Genomic DNA, 18330 nt, shown 5'->3' on the forward strand with positions numbered 1-18330 from the left:
CAACCTCTTCTGTTTAATTAACATGAATATCAATGAGGACGAATATTAGGCGGCAACTTGGTCTATCAAATGCCTGCTAAAGTATGTATTTCTGAGTTTTGCTCCGCCCTGGCATACAACTGCTGGAAATCATTGGCATTAAGGTGGTAGAAACACAGTTGCTTGGGATAAGGATACCCCCCTTCATTCGCCTTTAGGTAATCCATAAATCCATTATAGTCGTGTCGCAACCAAGGGCATAGACCAATAACAGCTATTTTGTTGCTGGTGCAGTATTGGAGAATCTGCTCAAAACTAAAATCTTTTACATACTGTACCTTCTTTTCAACACTTTTCAGGTTTTTGATTTCACTGGGGCTACAACGAACGAACAACGCGTCTAACTTATGGCTGTCTTCCCAAATGTTCCTACGTTGCACTGTTACCGTTCTATCCCCTACCCTGAAAGTCGCTGGTTTGCCAGGTTGTTTGGTCACGCGCCACACAAAGCACTCCTTAGGGTAATTGGAGAAAATCTTTGGGTCTAAGAAATCAGTGTCATTTACATCTAAACTAGTTGTCGTTTGCGGTAGGTTGAAATACCTTTTCCATTTACTCTGCCCATAGTAGCCTGGGCAAGCGATGTGCAAGTATTCATCCTTCATGATTGGAAGAATGTTGCTTAAACTCCAATTATTATTTAGACTATAGTGCCCCCCACCCTCGCTCAAACCTTCATTTATACAGACAAAACCTTCGAACTCAGCACCTATTTCTTTGAATAAAGCCGTAGCTAATGTGGCTGTAAGACCTACACAAACAATCTTGTCTTCAATTTCAATAACTTCATTGAAATTGCTATCAACCAGAACCACGTTGTCATACGGAAGCTCTGAATACCCTTCTCTTATTCTGGTACCCGAAGCATAATACACCAAGTTCCTGCCATTCTTCAACCTTTCACTCAATTGTGACTTTAATTCGTCTTTGATATTTTGGGCTAAGTTAATAGAAGGTCTGTGCATAGATTAAAGTTAGGTTAGAGATAAACTTTACGAAATAATGGGAAGTTTTTTTACTATAAAGATAGCTAAATAATCACTAACATCCTAACATTTGTTCTTATAAACATCCAGTCTTAAAGAGTTTGCCTTGTAATCAAAGCTTTTAAATTTTAAAATTCAGGCATTCATCTTCCAATTGATAACTTAATTTACACCTCAATATGGTATTAAATTTATTTTCCACTAAAAGAAAAACGATTGAAGCTTATTTAGGATAAAATTCAAAGTAATATTTATCATTTTAAATGATTAAAATAAACTAAGATTGTTTGCCGATGTTAATCTGTGCTTTATTTTTTTTTTGGGAAGGACGCTTTCTCAATGAAATACTCTATAAATTAAATATATTTAAATTGATTAGTTAAGTTCTTTGTTTAAAGCAATCAATACAGATATCACAATCATTACTAATATCCAAATCGCATACAATCTATCTTTTCTCCTTGAGGAATACGCATTATGGTGATACAGATAAGAAGCAACTTTTGTAATAACCTCTTGAAAATTACTATTCTGACTTATTGTTGATTTTTCCTTAAGATAACTTTCACTCAAGTATTTACAAACATCATCTGCTTCTGTTATTCCCTGTTTGAAAAAGGGCTCGTTAACTAAAATAGTGAATTCATTTTTACCCTCGAACTTAAACACAAGAATTGAATCAGTCCTTAACTCAATTTTAAATGCGTACCTTTTATCATTGGTTTTAATTATTAGTATATCGTTCCCTATATACTCCCATGTTGTTTCCTCAACCTTTCCTTTTCTGTTTATAATTAGATTTTTCTTGTCTTTAAATATAAAAGCCACGGAATCTTCCTCAATCCAATTTATAATAATCCAAACTTTATTTCTAATTAATGAATATAGTTCGTTTACGTTTGCTGAAGGGTTTAAAGATGAATTTAGGCTCATTCTATTAGTTTTAAAAAAATTATGATAATATACTGGCATTAATAAATCAACTTAACAATTCTAATTTTTTTTACATTTACCTTATAAATCAAAATACAATAGTTATCTACCCATATACATGATAACTTAAAACAACATAAAAGGCAAAAATAATGTTATCAAAGTTATATACAAACACCATTTATAAATCCCTTAATTTTATTAAGCACCCAGTGTCTATGAGTAAGTTCTAAGACTTTAGAACAAAATTATCTATTTTCAAAAAAACAACTTTCAAAAGAAACCTCATTATAAATTATAGCAATGATAAAGTCATTCACTAAATCGATAACATTGGTGTTCTATTTATAATTACATATTGAATTTTAATGTTAAAAAATATAGTTTCACTTAGTCATTATCTCACTTGATTGATGAAACCATTCATCTGGTATTGAAAACAGTTTACTATTTTAAAATTTATATATGGGTAACATCATCCAAGCTTCATGCACTTGCGGTCTTGAGTCAGAGCAAATCTTCCAAGGTATTGGGTTCCAGTACTATGAAACTAGAATCAGGCTTGAGCCAGCATACTGCGACCTCTGCGGCATTGTATCAGGAAAAGACATGGGCAAGAACTTTTGCAAGTGCCCGAAATGCCGAAAGAAGATGAAGTTCTACTATGAAGGATTGGAAGCTGATGATAATGAAGATTCAGACTTCCCGTCTTCAGAGTACTTGGAAAGCAAAGAGCATTGGCACTGCCCCAAATGCAAAGATGAAAACCTAATTTTTGGTTCTATGGGTTGCTGGGATTGATTAACTAACTAACTAACTAACTAACCTCCTTTGTATTCTACAAGGTTTGAAACCATATGATAAATGAGATACCACAAGAGTTAAGGGAAAGCAGTGGTGTGTACCAGATTGTGAACCTAATCAACGGGAAAATTTACATAGGCTCTACAAAGCTCTTCAAGGTCCGTTATCAGAAGCATAAATTTGAGCTATTAGCCAAAAAGCACCCCAACAAACACCTTCAGAACTCCTATATCAAATTCGGTGAAGAGAATTTCGTTTTCAGAGTTATTTATACTCATATGAGGACTTCTGAGGAAACAGATAAACAGTTTCTTGACAGGCTACTTAAAATAGAGAATGAGTTAATCCTTAAGAACAAGTCCAATGTGAAAGAATTTGGTTATAACCTAAGAATAAGTGCCTACTCAAACAATGGTATAAGCCACTCAGAAGATGCATTGACAAGAGTCAAGGGGAAAAAGCTAAGCGTGGAAACCAGGCTAAAGATGTCAGTTGCAAGAACAGGCGAGAAGCACCATTCTCTTTCGATTAATGAAAAGATAGCCAAAGAAATCAGGTTACTCATAAGCTTGGGGTATAGGAATCAGAACATTGCGAATCATTTTAACATCTCTAAATCAATCGTCAATGACATCAAGAACAATGGCTCCTGGAAGCACATCGTGATTGAGGAATCTGATTTGGAAAGTTATACCCCACCTTCGTTTAGCAGAAGCCCTTCAAGGCTTAACGCTGATGAAGTAATTGTTTTGAAGCTGCTTATCGAACAAAATATAAGGCCAGTAATAATTGCTGAGTTCCTTGGAATCAAACCACGCACCATCTCTGACATCAAATGCAAAAAAACATATAGTCATATAAGCCTTTCCGAATCAGACAGAATGAAGTATGGCAAGTTGATAGACTTCCAAGAACTCAAAAGCATAGAACAAGATAGGGCTGATAAGAAAAGGGGAATCAGAAAGGCAGTCGCAAGAAAAGGTAGCTCAAACAACCAATCCAAGTTAAAGGAAGAGCAGGTTTTGGAGATTATGGCTCAAATTCTTGCAGGAAATACCTTAACTGACATAGCCCAATCCTACGGAGTATCCATGCACAGTATATCAAAAATTAAGTCAGGTAACAACTGGGCGCATTTAACGGGTTTTGAAAAGCAGCGGAGTGGACCACTCAAAGGTGAAAACAATCCTAACTTTAAGCATTCAAAAGAAACAGTAAATAGAATCTTACAAATGGCAAAGAATGGGGATTCAACAAAAAGTATTTGCGAGAGTCTTGGTTTAGAAAAAACGTTTGTGAATCGTGTGAAAGCGGGTAAAATCAAAAGATGATATTTGCATGGTGTACTCTAATCTCTTTCACCGATGGTAAAGTTCCAGGTAAATGACCCTTCCCTAGAATCTCAATGGAGAGCAATCATTCTGTTCGGGAAAAACTCCGCCACCTACAAGTTCGCATTCGCCAAGACCCTGCTCGGGTTAGCGGAAAATAGAATAACCCATGCTACGCTGACTGACCTTGCTGAGCCGTTTTCAAAGCACGTAGTGGAACATCTTAAGCTGAACGACAAACAGGGCAATGCATCATCAAGCAAGTTCCTAGATACGTGTAGAGCCTTTATCTCGAAACAAATCACGAATGAAGAGCTACTTATTCAGACAGAGAAGCTCGGCTTTGTTAACGTGGTGGATGCTTTTCAGATAGTAAACAGAGACATAGTGCCTACACCTTTCTACCATAAGAACTACACCAACGGCAAGAAGGAGATTGTAATCACTGATAATTTTCTGAAACTAAAAGAATCCTTCCATTTCCAAAACTTTGGTCAAGAAACAGAGGCTCGCTGGAATCTTGTGGAGACCGCCTGGAACCTGAACATTAAACCAAACCTGCTGGAAGTACAGTATGACGAAGTAAAGGAACTGTTCTTCCTTGAAGACAAACTGATGCGCAGGGTTGACATCACCTCTGTGCGGGATTCGCTCAACGGTTACCAGAAAGGCAAGTGCTTCTACAGCTTTCAGGACATTTCGGTCAACAGCCTCTCCCCTAACCTCTGCGAAGTAGACCATTTCCTGCCACACATGAACAAGCGGCACCACCTACCCTCCAATATAAACGGGGTATGGAACCTTGTCTTGGCAGATAAAGATATCAATAAGGAGAAGCTTGCCAGGGTGCCTGAGGTGAAGTACCTCCACCGACTTTACAACCGAAACGAGTTCTTCATAGAGAGCAAACATCCCCTTTCCGAGACCATCGTCAACCAAACGGGAGATACGCCTGAGAAACGCAGACGTTTCCTTGAGTACCACTACAACATAGCCTTGCAGAACTCCATCCATACCTGGAGACCATCCGTTGAACTCCCATCCACTTTCTGACCCATGAGTGTTTTCTTACAGTTACCCAAAGACAGAATCATTTTCCAAGACGAGTTATTCTTCATAATCAGGGATAAGTACCCAGTATCACCAGGTCACTCACTTATCATTTCAAACCAGCTAAGGGCAGACTATTTCGATTTAACGAATGATGAAAAGTTTCATCTACCTAAGGTAATTGAAAAATGCAAGCAGTTTATAGAGCAGGATTTCACACCAGATGGATACAACATCGGCATGAACTGCGGAGAGGTTGCTGGGCAGACGGTGATGCATTTCCATTGCCACCTTATACCAAGGTTTAAAGGTGACATGGCGGACCCAAGGGGTGGCGTTCGTCATTCAGTGGAAGGAAAAGGATACTATTAAGTAATCGCATAAGTTTACTAGCGAACCTTATAGCACGAAAGAATGAACGTAAAATCTATTTGATGATTTTAATCCCTGCTCCTACCACTACCCTGTTTAGGGTTGCTAGGAATTCCTCAAACTGCTCAGGAAATGAATTAGAGCCATAAGAATTGATTCTGATGCCTTTTCCTTTGCATTTCAACTCCCATTGGGTACCATCACACACAAAGATGTTGTCATATCTCTTTTCCCAACGGCTGTTTCTAAGGAAATCAGTTAGTTGTTCCCAATCTTTGCTACCATACAAGCTGATTAACTTACAATTGTCAGAAGGTAATCCTTGGTATTCTGAACAGTGCAACATAGAACATACAAGTTTCAGTCTGAATTCATCTCTTCCGTAGCCACCGAGGTAGAAGTCAAAAGTCATAAGTGTTAAAAATGCAAGAATTTATTTGGCTCCTATTTACAAATTTGACCGTATATTAACATGATTCTAACGGCAGTATCTGTTACGAAACCTGTTACAAAACCACATAACTTACTGATTATAAATATGTATCACTTTCTGCATCGGAAAGTAAAATATAATCTTATTTAATAGGATAGATTAAAATAAAAAGTTTAAACAAAAGAGAACCTATGTCTTATTGAGATAATAAGTTACAGGTTACCTTTTGTTTAGACTTGTTTGATAGTTCAATATATCCCTACAAACTTTAAATCCTACAACATATTTGATTGGTACAGTCTTGAGGTACTATCAAAAGTTAACCCTGTACTATGTACGTTGGTTTAACCCAAAATAAATTAAGGGCACATAAGCTCAATTCGTTCCTTCTACATCAATCTACAGTTATTCCTTCCTGTCAACCTCATCTTCATTCCTTGCTCCATTGCGCTTAGCATTTCTTTCTGCCGCTTTAAGGCGCTCCTCATTTACTTTTCTTTCTTTAAATTCTTTCTGGCGTTGCTTCCTTTGCTGGTCTTCGGATCTGGTACCCATCTTTTAGTTTTTTTGTAGAATCAGATAAGAAAAAGTTTAACTAATATACTTACTCCTTTTTACTACATGAGAATAACCACTCATAAAAAAGCAAATAGAAAATTGACCCTTTGTCTTCTGAGTGGCTGAGGGGAACGAATATTCTTGAAGTAGTTCCTTAAAATACTTTGTTTTAGTTTTCTCCTACAACATTTGAACTAAATAATGTATGGCCCAATTGCCCATAGATATCATGCAAATTTTAGATTAAACTTTTTTCCCCAAGCCGTTTACTTCTATCTATTTACTACTTGAAGACTTTGAAGATAAACTATTTTAAATACAGCTAACTAAAAAATTAAAAACAAACCCAAAGCTTTTAATCAGCCTCTAAAACTGTTTTATCATGCAGAAGTAGTCCACAGCTCTGTCACTTTCTAACTTCCTTCTATTCAGGTGTTCTTACTAACCTGTGTTACAATGTTGTCAAAGTAGCTTATTAAAAGACCTTGTAATTTATAATCCTACATAAAATTTATATTATTTATTTGCCTTTTCTTTTTTTTTAAGGATAAATATTATTAAAATTGTTCAAAATAAAATTAATATTATGAAAGATTCAATTATAATAGGACAATACTTAAGACTACAACAAGGCCTAAAGTTGGATGAGCTTCAGAGAATGGTTAAAAACCAGAACCTTCTAAAATTAGTAAAGAACGAAGTAATTGAACCAGGAGAGTACATTTCTACTACTTCCTTTGTGGAGGAAACTTCTTTCTATGGCCAATATCTCGCGAACCTGATTTTTGTAGGGTTTGACAAAGACAGTTTTTACTTTATTGATGTGGATGGCTACCTCATCAAGAGTGATTACGTGGTTACTACCATCAACTCTGAATCTACCATTGTGTTAACCAGCACCAGTGTTCACTCATCTGAAGATGCCGCAGATGCGCTTCAGTTAAACTTAGCTACCAACATTAATAGTTTAATCAGAAGAAATATTTCAACGAAGCAATTGGCTGTTGTATAACTTCCTTCTATGCTTTAATATAAATGTAAAATGTAAAAGAAAGCCTCTTCAGGGGCTTTTTTGTTGATTGGAAGTTTCTTCACCATAGAAGTTTATAAAAATTCATCACTTAGGAGAAGCATTACCCTATGAGCCATCTTGAGCAAAAAACTTTATCTTAGACCTTGGTTGAGTCTTAACTTCATCGTTACATAATTTTGTCGGCTACCCAATTGCACCCAAAAAATCAAGATAAAATGAGTTACAATTCAGTACAACAACTACGTACAGACTTTCCGGCGTTAAGAGAAACAGAACAAAGAAAACCATTCATTTTTTTTGACGGCCCAGGCGGGACACAGATGGCGCAACAGGCAATAGATGGCATGCTGACCTATATTACTGAAGGCATGGCGAATCTACATGGCGCTTTTGGGACAAGTGTCAAAACCGATGCTTTGTTGGAAGACGGGAGAAAAGCAGTGGCTGACCTGTTGAACTGCTCACCCAGAGAAGTAGCTTTTGGACAGAACATGACTTCGTTGGCTTTTTCCATTGCCCGTAGCTTAGGTTCTTTTATATCTGCACAGGACGAGATTGTAGTCACTGAGTTGGACCACCGCGCAAACGTGGACCCCTGGGTGACCCTAGCCAGGGATAAAGGTGCCACTGTTAAGTACATCCCCGTAAACCCCTCAACCTACTCCCTTGAATTGGAGCACCTGCCTGAGATTTTCACGGAGAAAACCAAATTGGTGGCGGTGGGCCTTTCCTCTAATGTTACCGGCACGGTCACCAACATTGCCAAAATTATTTCGCGGGCGAAAGAAGTGAATGCTTTGGTGGTCATTGATGCGGTGCACGCGGTTCCGCACCTTCCCATCGACTTTAAACAACTGGGTTGTGATGTGCTCCTTTGTTCCGCTTATAAGTTTTTCGGACCTCATATAGGAATTTCCGCAATCGCCTCTTCCCTGTTTGAGAAATTGCCGGTGTACAAGTTGGCTCCTGCTCCACAGGAAATACCTGACAAACTAGAAACTGGAACACAAAACCATGAAGCCATTGCAGGGTTGATCGGAGCCATCTCCTTCATAGAACAATTGGGGGAAGGTACTACCAGAAGAGAACGGCTTACGTCTGGGATGGAACGCATCGCGGCCCATGAGCAGGAGTTGACCAACCGGGTAGAACAGTTCCTGATGAGTATTACAGAGGTGAAGCTGTACCGCGCACCGGCAGACACTCCTAAAACGCCCACCTTTGCCTTCACGCTTGAGAACACAAATGCCCGCGAAGTTACCCAATGGTTTGCGGAGAACTACAACATGTGCATTGCAGACGGGCACTTCTACGCTTCCACCATGGCAGAAAAGTTGGGGGTGAATCCAATGGGTGGCTGGATTAGAATTGGTTTAGCTCCTTACAACACCCTTGAGGAAGTAGAGTTGTTTGAGAGAGGCTTACAGGAATTCATCTCTACAAAACTTAGAAAATAGCTGACCTAAAAGCTCCATGTACTAAACTGACACTAATTTCTGCTGCGGTTCAACTATAATCTTCTGCGCTTCAGGGCTACTTTCTGTAATTTGCACCGGAAACAAGGTGTAAAGAAGTGCTGGAAATAATATTTGAAGACGCGCAGTATGTGGCCATCAACAAACCAAACGGCTTGCTGGTGCACCGCACGCGCATTGCGGAAGAGAAAAAAGAGTTTGCCTTGCAGATTCTCCGGGACCAGTTGGGGATCAAACTTCACCCCTTGCACCGCCTGGACCGGGGAACTTCAGGCGTACTGCTGTTCGGGAAATCGCCGGAAGCAACTGCACCAGTGGTAAAAGCCTTTGCTGAGCGGCAGCCCGATAAAACCTACTTCGCCATTGTGCGGGGCTACGCACCGGAGGAAGGCACCATAGACAATCCCATCAGGCCAGACAAAGACCACCAACACAAAGAGGCGCAGGATGCCATCACGCACTTCAGCCGTCTTGCCACGGTGGAGCTACCAATTCCGGTGGGGAGGTACCAAACCGCACGGTACAGCTTAGTGAAAATCAAACCTGAGACTGGCCGAATGCACCAGATCAGGAAGCATTTTGCACACCTTCGGCATTACATCATCGGTGATAAAAAGCACGGCGACTGGCGTCACAACCTTATGTTTCTGGGGACGCTTGGCTCGCCCAGCATGTTGCTGCATGCGGCTTCTTTGAAGTTTGAGCACCCTTTTACCAGAGAGACCGTAGAAATCAAAGCGCAGCTCCCTGAAAACACGAGGCGCCTTTGTGAGCAGTTTGGTTGGCAAAACATATTAGCAGCACAAGAGGCCCTTCCTCAACCAATACCTTCCGTCACAAGCTCTTCTTTGTAGTAGAGAAGTATTCATCCTATAACTTTTAGAAGTTTTTTTGACAAAAGAAGAGTAAAAACGGTCACACCTTTACCACCACCTTGCCCACGGTTTTCCCTCTTTGAAACAGGTGAATGGCTGCGTGCATTTCGTCAAAAGGATAGACATGCCCAATGTGCTGCGGTTCTAACTGGAGAACTTGTAGCTCCTGGAGCAACTGGTGCATCATATCGGTTTGCTCGTACAGGTAGATGAGGTTGAAGCCCATTAGAGACTTGTTTTCAGTAGGCAACCGTAAAGGATCTATTTTGGGCCGCTGTAGAAATTTCCAAAATAGTTTTGGGTAATTGGGTTTGGGGCTATGGCTGGAGAAACTGGCGTTGCCGTACACCACCATCCGGCCCATAGGAGCCATTATTTTCCACCCTTGCGCCAGTACTTTTCCGCCAATGCATTCCATGATCAACTGCAGCGGACGGTTACCTAAGGCATTCTTCAGCTTTTGGGGAAAGTCATTGCCCCGAAGAATGACGGCATCATAAGCTTCTTCCTTCAGGAGGAAATCAACTTTGCTGGCCTGGCCCACAGTGCCGATGGTGTATGCCTCGTACTTCTTACAAATTCTGTTCGCCAAAATCCCTACGCCCCCGGCAGCACTATGTATGAGCACGTTCATTCCCTTCTGCAGATTCCCCAGTAGGGTAAGCGCGTAATAAGCAGTTAATCCTTGCACCAGAAACCCAGCCCCTTCTTCAAAACTCCAGGCATCGGGCAAGGTAATCACGTACCTACGGCTGATGTTGATGTGCGACACATACCCCCCGAACTTCGTCACGCCCATAACCCTGTCTCCTACATTCCACTCCTGCACCGCATCTCCAACTGCTATGATTTCCCCAGAAAACTCAAGACCGGGAATGAAAGAACCTTTGGGCGTGGCGCTGTAGAGTCCCTGCATGGCAAAGACATCAGCGAAGTTCAGGCCTATGGCTTTTACCTGAACACAGACTTCTTCCTCTCCAGGCGGCTGTAATTCTTCCTTCTGCAGGGTAAGGTTGTTGATGGAACCTGCTTTGGGCATGCGGTACACGAGGCGTTCAATCTTATGGTCAGCCATCTTATGATTTGGGGCTAGTTTCTACAATCATTAGCAAAACGGTACTATACAGGATAGGTTAGAAGATTTTGTAAACGGTTATATTATAAGGGAACTTCGATGACTGATGTGAAATGAAGTATAAAAATTGTATTCAGCCAATTAAGCGAAGATTCTCCCTTTGAGAGGAGATAAAGAGGGGTGTTAACACAGGAGAGCAGGCATTCCAGAACTTATTTCAACAGCAATGCCCCTTGAATAAAGTAACAAAACATAATAATAAAGGCGTAGACCAGCAGATGGAAACACCCCTCTTCAGAGCTGTGCTCGCTGCCTCAAACTCACGTTTGGGCAATCCTCAAGGGGAGAATCTTCGCTGATAAATGCCCCGTTGTTCTTTAGGAACCTAAGTACCCAAAATGGCTATATACAAGCTCATCTTTTATACAGAGGTCTACATAAAAAATCTCCCGTTTTACCCCCTCTTTTTGCAATAAGAGGAGTAAAACGGGAGATAAACTTAAAGTTAGAATACCAGTGCTTAGTTGAAGATACCCAGCGAAACGATATGGTCTTTGCTGCCATCGGTTACCCAGGCGTCTAGCTGAGCGGGTTCTTTCATTTGCTGGCCCCTTTGACGAGGAACCGCAATGTAGCCGCACTTGATGTCTGCCAATGCCGACATGTCACTCCACAGCTTCTCAATCTGAGCTACTGGGTAAATGTCTTCCTGGCCGTGGCCCCAACGGTATTTCACATCTTTGATGGTCACGTAGGTAGGCATACGGTGGGCCACACTTCTAACAGCTTTCGCCAGCACAGCGGCATCGCCTTTCAGATCAGCACGGGTTAAGCCAAACAACGCCAGCAACGGATCAATCTGGATCCAGGTGGTCATGGTGTTGTAGTAGCTTAGGTTCAGCTCGTCTTCTTCCCTTGGCTGGGCCAAGCCTTCCAATAGACGTACCTTCCCGTTCACGCGGGCCAGTCCACCACCGCGGTCCTCAATGCGACGAGGCACCACCTCAAAGGTAAGTACATTGCCAGAGTCCAAGTGATGGCCTAAAGCGGCCGGGTTGATATCAGCACCAAGGGTATCAATGTTGTGGAGCATGATGGTTTCCAACTGTGGATTCTCTTCCAGTATCTGAGCCAACACTCCGTTCCGAAGCATGTTAGAGACTTCGTACCAGTGCCCTAGCGGCGAGAACCGTTGTGAGGCAATATTGTCTACGTAATCAGAACCTTCGCCTTTACCCTTGGCCCAGTTGATCATGGCACCCCGGCCAGCTTCACGCACCTTTTGCTTGTTTTCGTCCAGGGTTTCCTGCGGCATTTCTTCCCACAGGAAGCGCAAGTCACGCTCTGTTGGCACATACCGTTGCCCAATGGAACGGCCCGGAGACAAATACACAGGTCCAGCATAGCCAAACTTTTGGGTAAGCTCCAGTTGCTTTCTGATCGGCTCATGGGTCAGGTAACTGGTGGCCACAATGTGCGGAATCAGGGCGCCGTATTTAGTTGCGATGGATTTGGTCTTGGCCAAGTGAATCTCCAGGAAACTGCGGTGTACCCCGTCAATTTCCACGAACGGGTTCAAGGCTTTGATCACCCCGGCTCCTTTGGTCCACCGGCTACCTACGCCTGCCGCCAAGCTCAACACGCCTACTTTCCCGGCTCTGATGGCCTCTTCACCGGTCTTCGCTTCCCCATTCAGATTCTCTAAGTGGGCCAGGTCTGATGGCTGCACATCTTCAATAGATGTCTCATTAGGCAAACGGTTGCGCGACAAGCCAATCAGGCCTTTTTGCAGCTGCTCTCTTATTTCTTCGTGCTGGATAAAGTCAAAGCCATTGTCTTTCTTGATGGCGTCTGCTTTCTGGTTTTCGTTTCCGCGGTTGTTTTGCGAAGACGGGTCAGAAACCTTGAACAGGTTACTAATGATGGTGCGCAGCAACGGGTACGCCAGGTTGTTCTTTTCGCAGTACGTGGTAAAGAAATCAATCTCTGCGCGGCGCACATACGAAATGGACTGCGGGTCTTTCCGGACAAGTTCAGACACGTGAATTCCGTAGTACTGCTCCGGCATAAGCGCCTCTGCACCTTGCCGCAGGTAAGACCAAGAGCCTTTGTTATTGACGCGCCAGTTGTAGACCACCGGCTCCATGGCAAACGGAAGCGAGTCAGACAATTCAGCTTTGGTAGCCCGCAGAATGTCCAGCACCTTGCGTTTATGCTCCTCATACTGGTCTGGGTTCACAAACATGCCCATACCTCCGCCAGACATACCGCCCAGCATCAGGAAGCCTAGGTAATTCTCCCCAAACTCCTTCTTCGCTTTCTTAATAATCTGCTCCGTGAAGTAGGTAGAAGCCCAAGGAATAATGGTCTTGATTGGGTACTCCCAGTTGTGCGCCGTATTAGCGGCCAATTTCCGGATATCGCCTTCTTTCAGGGCAGCCAGGATGTTGTCAAAAATTTGGTTTGTTTTCTGACGGGCCTCCCACTCTTTCTCGCCTCTGAGCAGGTACTTTTCAGTTACCATTTCCAGGATTGGACCCACGTTGGAAGCCATGCCGCCGTGCATAAGCACCAGCGAGTTCATGATCTTCTCGGCCATTTCAGGGTGAATGTCTTCTCCCTGCAATACCCGGTGCCGTGGCAACAACGTACCCCGACTAATGCGGAACTCTGGATCGCCTTCCTGGGCAAAGGTACCCTGTATGGCTTTAATACCTGGCCAAACGCCACCGGAGTCTTGCCAACCACCACCGGAGCCGCCAATCCACTCGCCCAGAATAGCGCGTGACGCCACTAAACGCCGTTCGCTTTCCTCTAAGCCGCCCACCAGATTCTTCGTCTGGCCGGTGGCGCGCATAAGTAAGCTGATAATGGATCCCAGCAAGTTGGTAGAAACTGCAAAACGCGATCCTTTCGGGATGTCGTTTACTTTGGTCACCAATTCAATTCCCATTCCCGGGGCCACAATGCGGGCCAGGATCTGGGTAAGTGATTGGTTAGTGCCTTCAAAGGAAGGTGGAATTAAACCAGAGGCAATTACCCCAGCCTTGATCAAACTCAGGTAATCATTCCCAAAGTTGAACAGGTCCTCCAGTTCCGTAATATCCTTAGAGGTATTCAAGTCAATGCTGGTCAGGCGAAGGACCTGCTCCGGGATGACCCGCACATAAGATTGCAAGGGCGGTTTAATGTCTTTGTCGCGGCCAAATACGCCTAGGTCAATGGAGATGTTCAGCACGCGGGCACCCTCGGGGTAGTCCATACCCAAGAAGAAAATGTCTGACCAGCCGCTGTGGGTTAAGTCCATCCGCACGGCCGTTTGCTCTTCCAGAACAGGGTAAAACAGAGAACCTTCCTGCCGCTGCAACAAAGAAGGATGCACCTTGATGGGGTGCTCTTCCTGGTGCCCTACTCTGAACATCCACTGGTTTCCTTTGCTGGAGCGCACGCTTTTCCGTACCTGGTCGGCAAGGATCTGGAAAGACAAGTGATGGTAGCTTTCGGCTAAGCCGCTGAACAAAGTAGCATTAGGCCCATGGGTGTCTATTTCCTTCAGGAAGGTAGAAATGGCGTGTTCAAAACGGCGGGAAAGTAAATCCTCAAACCCGGCGTAAGGTATTTTCCCGGTGGCAGGCGTGTCAGCGGCTTCCATTAAGAAGAACCGGTATCCGGCAAACAGGAACAGGATGGCCCGTACCTTGTCGTATAAACTTGGGGTGGTTTTCCTAAATTCATCCAGTTCCCGCAACGCCCTGAACAGTTCCTTGGAGGACATGCCCCGGCTTAACTGGAAAAAGGAACGGTCACGTAAGGCGGGGTCAGGAGAAGTAATGGTTTGTATAAAAATGTTCATCTGCCTCTTATATAAGCGTATGTGGGCTCTTGTGAAGCGCCCAACTGCTTTCTTCTGTAAAACCTATTTAACTTTCCGCTGATTGGCTTCGGCCAGCAGATCTACCATGGAAGTGAGGGTTTCATCATGCGCCTCTCCGGCCAAGCCTAAGGCAATCTGCGCCTGGAGCAAACCTTGTTTTTTGCTGAGGTCGTAGCGGTTCCCTTTCACTTCAAGGGCCAGGTATTTCTCAGCAATAGCCAGTTCCTGTAAAGCGGTGGTTAATTGAATGTTCTGGCTGCCGCTTTCAATCTGGGTTTGTAGCCTGGCGAACACGTTAGGCGTCAGCACGTGCATCCCGAAAAAGCAGAGATAGTATCCGTTTCGCAAACCAGGCGTTTGCAGTTCTAGCTCAGCGGTGCTTAAAGAAGGTTTTTCAATGATCCGGTCAATTTGGTACACGCCTTTCTGATTAGGAAGGTGCTTGCCGGTAAGGGTTCCATAGCGGTGAATCTGGTGCTCAATGGTGGGGTTCACTGCCGAAACGGCGCATTCTTCCTGCACTGCCAGTTCAATCAACTGGGCGGCAGAGCGCTGGGTTGGATTGTTAGATACGTACAAGTGATCACCCAAAAGCAATAGGAAAGGCTCATCTTTCACGAAGTCACGGGCGCAGTACACGGCATGTCCGTAACCTAGGGGTTCGCTTTGTTCTACAAACTGAATGCAGGTACGCAGCTGATCTACTTTCTCTGCCTCTTCTTTGGCCCAGTCTGTGTTTTTGAATGATTCAAGCAGGTTGTCGCGCAACGAAGTGAATGCCTCCAGATAGCGGGGACCATCGCCGGGGGCGCAGATCACGCAGATTTCCTCTATGCCACTGGCCAGCGCCTCTTCGGCAATAATTTGAATAGTAGGTTTTGGGAGTCCGTCAATGTCAACGACCGGCAACATGGCTTTTTGAACGGTATCAGCAACCGGATACAATCTAGCGCCTCGGGCCGCCGCTGTTATGACAGCTTTTCTTACTTTCATAGTGAATGGATAGGTGTTGTTGATGTAGTAACGACAGTTCTTGGGTAACAATCAAATATAATGGTATTTCCCAAGAAATGATGCCAACGTTGAAGTAACTCCCTGGGTTTGATTTATCACTTCTCCATCTTTAAGCTGCACCTGGTAAAAAAATTACTTGAATAAGAAGCTTTTGTCAATACTTTTTCTCTGTTAATCAACAACATACCTAGCGAGACTCACAGATTTGAATAGAAAACCAGGTATGTTTTGCAAGTCCAGAGTTTTAGAAGAGATTTTTTCATAATCAGCTAAAAACAGGAAACCATCTACCCATCACCACGGGGACTAGAACATAACCATTATGAAATTTTAAACTGTTAGTGGCCTCTCTTACTCAGTTATAGTTACCCATAGTCATCACTTGTGAAAAGCACCTGTTCAGCAGTTCTAAGGAATGCTAGACCTTGCTTTTTACCACTTCTGATTCAGGATAAACACTGATTTTTTTTTGGCTTTTTAAGAAAAGAAAAGCCCTCCTATTGCTTTTGGCTACAGAAAATACAATATTTATGCGTTGGTTAACGAAAGCGAGAGCGTTTTAGTACATTAAGCATGGAAAAGTATGCGAAGGAGCAGGTTTCAAGAGAAGTTTTAGAAATAATTCTAGAACATTTTTGCCCCAAGCTTACCTCCAGGACCATCAGATTATTTGATACCACCATTACCTACTATTATCCGGCAGACGAGGTAGTAGCAGACGGCTGCAACACAGTAGCTTTTTCGGCTTGTGAGGGCTCCACAGAATTCCATTACATCCTGGTGCGGCTAGAGCCTCTTCGGTACGGAAATAAAAAAACTTACAGGAGAAGAGAAGTTTCCTGAGAAAGGGTGAGCAATGTAGAACTCAAACGCTCATCAAAAGAGTAGAAGCTTTGGGGATATTTCCTGAAATCAGGTTTAAAACAGAAGCTGGTTTATACTTCTGAAAAGGGTCTATAGTAATGAAGGTTTCCTTACCTTTCCTTTCAGTTTCCATTTAAGCCCAAGAATGCAAATAGAAAAACTTGAATAGAAGATTTAACCCTTTTATTACTGTTTATTACTGCTGCTCTTTAGGAACCCGTAGGTAAAACGTAGTGCCTTTGCTTTCTTCGCTTTCAAACCAGATTTGGCCTTTGTGCCAATCTACCAACGTTTTGATGATGGACATACCAAGGCCTACTGATTGTTCGCCCTTCAATCCGGGGCGACGGGCCGGGGTGAACTTTTCAAAAAGGGTGTCGTGGTATTTATCTGGAATGCCTATGCCGGTATCTGCCACTGTGACCAGAACAGTAGTATCTTCCTCTTCCAGGGTGACAGTTATCCTTCCTCCGGTTGGAGTAAACTTAAGCGAGTTGGAAATTAGGTTGGTGATGATCTGCATGAACTTCAAATCATCAACCTCAGCATAGACCTCGTCACTGGTGTATACAAAATCTAAGTTTACCCCTAGCAGATCACCTCTTTCATTCTGGTATTCCACCAACATTTCAGCCATTTTCTCCTTCAGGTTTACCCGTCTGGTTACCAGCTGCGTTTTAGAAGACTCCAGAAACTCATTGTTCATGAATTCCCGTAGCAAATTGGTACTCTGCTTGCTGATTCTAAGCATTACTCTTAACGTCTCCTGGGCGTCTTCCTCTTCTTTGGCTTCCAGTTGCTCAGAGAGAATACCAGTTAAGTTCTGAATCATACCCAAAGGGCCGGCAAGGTCATGCGCCAGAATATTCAAAACAGAGTTCTTCTTGTTAGAAAAGCGTTTGAGGTGGTCGTTGTAGGTACGCTGGATTGAGATGTCTTCTATATGACCAAGGATCATCTTTTTACCAGATGGTTCTTGCAGTAAAGAAACCGTAACACAAACCCATTGTTCAGGCTGATCTGGAAATTGAATACGGAACTCAGTTCTAGACCCTTTTCCATGTTTTACCAAATCTTCCAGCTTCTCCAGCACGTAGGGTTGATCATCTTCATTGACCATGCCCAGCAATTCGGAAGGTGACAAATCCGAATTAGGCTGTTTGAATGCGACAGCACACTCCTGGTTGACAAACGTGAATTGCTGAGCAGTCAGGTCATAGGCAAAAAAAGCCTGACCTGTGTTTTCAACTAAAGCCTCAAAAAAGCCCGGAAAGTTATCTGTCAATGGCATAACATAAGAAAAACACTACGGTCTGATGGTCACTTGCATCAGGTTTACCAATATTTGAATACAAAAGTTTTAACATGGAAGACTATATCAAACACAACTCTTAGTTCTTTCCTAAGATAATCCTCTTTCACCTTCTGGTATAGGAAGAATAAGTAAATGCTACTGTTTTTGATTTGCTTCCAAATATAAAGATCAAACATCAAAACCTAGAGTTGTAGGAGCACCTAAAAAGGTTTAAAGCAATAACTGAAGTGAACTGCTATTGTGTAGATCAACCATAAACATTCTTATTAACGCTACTCTCCTAGCAATACATTTGCAAT

At 42.9% G+C, this 18330-nt stretch carries 15 protein-coding genes; 8 read left to right on the plus strand and 7 right to left on the minus strand.

The genetic code is table 11. From position 1 onward, the window contains the following. Positions 1 to 65: 65 nt before the first annotated feature. Both DC20_RS19470 and DC20_RS19475 read right to left on the minus strand, forming a co-directional pair. Positions 66 to 1004, minus strand: coding sequence for a hypothetical protein (locus DC20_RS19470; protein WP_062545370.1), 939 nt, complete (start codon positions 1002 to 1004; stop codon positions 66 to 68). Between the two features lie 396 nt (positions 1005 to 1400). Beyond that, positions 1401 to 1958: a hypothetical protein gene (locus DC20_RS19475; protein WP_062545371.1), complete on the minus strand. Its 558-nt coding sequence runs from the start codon at positions 1956 to 1958 to the stop codon at positions 1401 to 1403. Positions 1959 to 2423: 465 nt separating this feature from the next. Between DC20_RS19475 and DC20_RS19480 the strand changes: the two genes are divergently transcribed. Genes DC20_RS19480 through DC20_RS19495 form a run of 4 tightly spaced genes read left to right on the plus strand, consistent with a single transcriptional unit; the run spans position 2424 to position 5515 of the window. Then, a complete protein-coding gene (locus tag DC20_RS19480) occupies positions 2424 to 2759 on the plus strand; it encodes a hypothetical protein (RefSeq protein ID WP_062545372.1) in 336 nt (111 codons plus the stop codon). Positions 2760 to 2815: 56 nt separating this feature from the next. After that, positions 2816 to 4093, plus strand: a complete 1278-nt coding sequence (locus tag DC20_RS19485; protein ID WP_062545373.1) for an NUMOD3 domain-containing DNA-binding protein — start codon at positions 2816 to 2818, stop codon at positions 4091 to 4093. Between the two features lie 33 nt (positions 4094 to 4126). Next, positions 4127 to 5146 (plus strand): HNH endonuclease domain-containing protein, encoded by a 1020-nt coding sequence (locus tag DC20_RS19490; protein WP_062545374.1) that lies wholly within the window; start codon positions 4127 to 4129, stop codon positions 5144 to 5146. A gap of 3 nt (positions 5147 to 5149) precedes the next feature. Further along, positions 5150 to 5515, plus strand: coding sequence for an HIT family protein (locus DC20_RS19495; RefSeq protein ID WP_062545375.1), 366 nt, complete (start codon positions 5150 to 5152; stop codon positions 5513 to 5515). A gap of 55 nt (positions 5516 to 5570) precedes the next feature. On the opposite strand, the gene DC20_RS19500 is transcribed toward DC20_RS19495, so the two are convergent. Next, the gene (locus DC20_RS19500; RefSeq protein WP_157593294.1) at positions 5571 to 5861 is read right to left on the minus strand and encodes a hypothetical protein; all 291 of its coding nucleotides are present in this window, start codon (positions 5859 to 5861) and stop codon (positions 5571 to 5573) included. Positions 5862 to 7092: 1231 nt separating this feature from the next. Between DC20_RS19500 and DC20_RS19505 the strand changes: the two genes are divergently transcribed. From DC20_RS19505 to DC20_RS19515, 3 genes are all read left to right on the plus strand, one after another. Beyond that, positions 7093 to 7518 (plus strand): hypothetical protein, encoded by a 426-nt coding sequence (locus DC20_RS19505; protein WP_157593295.1) that lies wholly within the window; start codon positions 7093 to 7095, stop codon positions 7516 to 7518. Positions 7519 to 7754: 236 nt separating this feature from the next. After that, entirely contained in the window at positions 7755 to 8996 is a 1242-nt protein-coding gene (locus tag DC20_RS19510) for a cysteine desulfurase-like protein (protein WP_062545378.1), read from the plus strand. A gap of 116 nt (positions 8997 to 9112) precedes the next feature. After that, a complete protein-coding gene (locus tag DC20_RS19515; protein WP_062545379.1) occupies positions 9113 to 9868 on the plus strand; it encodes a pseudouridine synthase in 756 nt (251 codons plus the stop codon). A gap of 61 nt (positions 9869 to 9929) precedes the next feature. On the opposite strand, the gene DC20_RS19520 is transcribed toward DC20_RS19515, so the two are convergent. The 3 genes from DC20_RS19520 to DC20_RS19530 form a co-directional block, all read right to left on the minus strand. Continuing rightward, positions 9930 to 10964, minus strand: coding sequence for an alcohol dehydrogenase catalytic domain-containing protein (locus DC20_RS19520; protein WP_062545380.1), 1035 nt, complete (start codon positions 10962 to 10964; stop codon positions 9930 to 9932). Between the two features lie 520 nt (positions 10965 to 11484). Beyond that, the gene (locus DC20_RS19525) at positions 11485 to 14817 is read right to left on the minus strand and encodes a UTP--glucose-1-phosphate uridylyltransferase (protein ID WP_062545381.1); all 3333 of its coding nucleotides are present in this window, start codon (positions 14815 to 14817) and stop codon (positions 11485 to 11487) included. A gap of 63 nt (positions 14818 to 14880) precedes the next feature. After that, positions 14881 to 15831, minus strand: coding sequence for a UTP--glucose-1-phosphate uridylyltransferase (locus DC20_RS19530; RefSeq protein WP_062545382.1), 951 nt, complete (start codon positions 15829 to 15831; stop codon positions 14881 to 14883). Between the two features lie 594 nt (positions 15832 to 16425). On the opposite strand from DC20_RS19530, the gene DC20_RS19535 reads away from it, so the two are divergent. Further along, positions 16426 to 16695, plus strand: coding sequence for a hypothetical protein (locus tag DC20_RS19535; protein ID WP_062545383.1), 270 nt, complete (start codon positions 16426 to 16428; stop codon positions 16693 to 16695). A 217-nt stretch (positions 16696 to 16912) separates the two neighbouring features. Here DC20_RS19535 and DC20_RS19540 read toward each other — a convergent pair whose 3' ends face one another. Continuing rightward, on the minus strand, positions 16913 to 18007 hold the full coding sequence (locus tag DC20_RS19540; protein WP_062545384.1) for a PAS domain-containing sensor histidine kinase: 1095 nt from the start codon (positions 18005 to 18007) through the stop codon (positions 16913 to 16915). Positions 18008 to 18330 lie beyond the last annotated feature (323 nt).

This window comes from Rufibacter tibetensis (genome assembly GCF_001310085.1).
GTDB classification, from domain to species: Bacteria; Bacteroidota; Bacteroidia; order Cytophagales; family Hymenobacteraceae; genus Nibribacter; species Nibribacter tibetensis.

Coding starts and splice junctions, on each gene's coding strand:
- DC20_RS19470 (WP_062545370.1), bottom strand. CDS start 1,004: ATGCACAGACCTTCTATTAACTTAGCCCAAAATATCAAAGACGAATTA.
- DC20_RS19475 (WP_062545371.1), bottom strand. CDS start 1,958: ATGAGCCTAAATTCATCTTTAAACCCTTCAGCAAACGTAAACGAACTA.
- DC20_RS19480 (WP_062545372.1), top strand. CDS start 2,424: ATGGGTAACATCATCCAAGCTTCATGCACTTGCGGTCTTGAGTCAGAG.
- DC20_RS19485 (WP_062545373.1), top strand. CDS start 2,816: ATGATAAATGAGATACCACAAGAGTTAAGGGAAAGCAGTGGTGTGTAC.
- DC20_RS19490 (WP_062545374.1), top strand. CDS start 4,127: ATGGTAAAGTTCCAGGTAAATGACCCTTCCCTAGAATCTCAATGGAGA.
- DC20_RS19495 (WP_062545375.1), top strand. CDS start 5,150: ATGAGTGTTTTCTTACAGTTACCCAAAGACAGAATCATTTTCCAAGAC.
- DC20_RS19500 (WP_157593294.1), bottom strand. CDS start 5,861: ATGTTGCACTGTTCAGAATACCAAGGATTACCTTCTGACAATTGTAAG.
- DC20_RS19505 (WP_157593295.1), top strand. CDS start 7,093: ATGAAAGATTCAATTATAATAGGACAATACTTAAGACTACAACAAGGC.
- DC20_RS19510 (WP_062545378.1), top strand. CDS start 7,755: ATGAGTTACAATTCAGTACAACAACTACGTACAGACTTTCCGGCGTTA.
- DC20_RS19520 (WP_062545380.1), bottom strand. CDS start 10,964: ATGGCTGACCATAAGATTGAACGCCTCGTGTACCGCATGCCCAAAGCA.
- DC20_RS19525 (WP_062545381.1), bottom strand. CDS start 14,817: ATGAACATTTTTATACAAACCATTACTTCTCCTGACCCCGCCTTACGT.
- DC20_RS19530 (WP_062545382.1), bottom strand. CDS start 15,831: ATGAAAGTAAGAAAAGCTGTCATAACAGCGGCGGCCCGAGGCGCTAGA.
- DC20_RS19535 (WP_062545383.1), top strand. CDS start 16,426: ATGGAAAAGTATGCGAAGGAGCAGGTTTCAAGAGAAGTTTTAGAAATA.
- DC20_RS19540 (WP_062545384.1), bottom strand. CDS start 18,007: ATGCCATTGACAGATAACTTTCCGGGCTTTTTTGAGGCTTTAGTTGAA.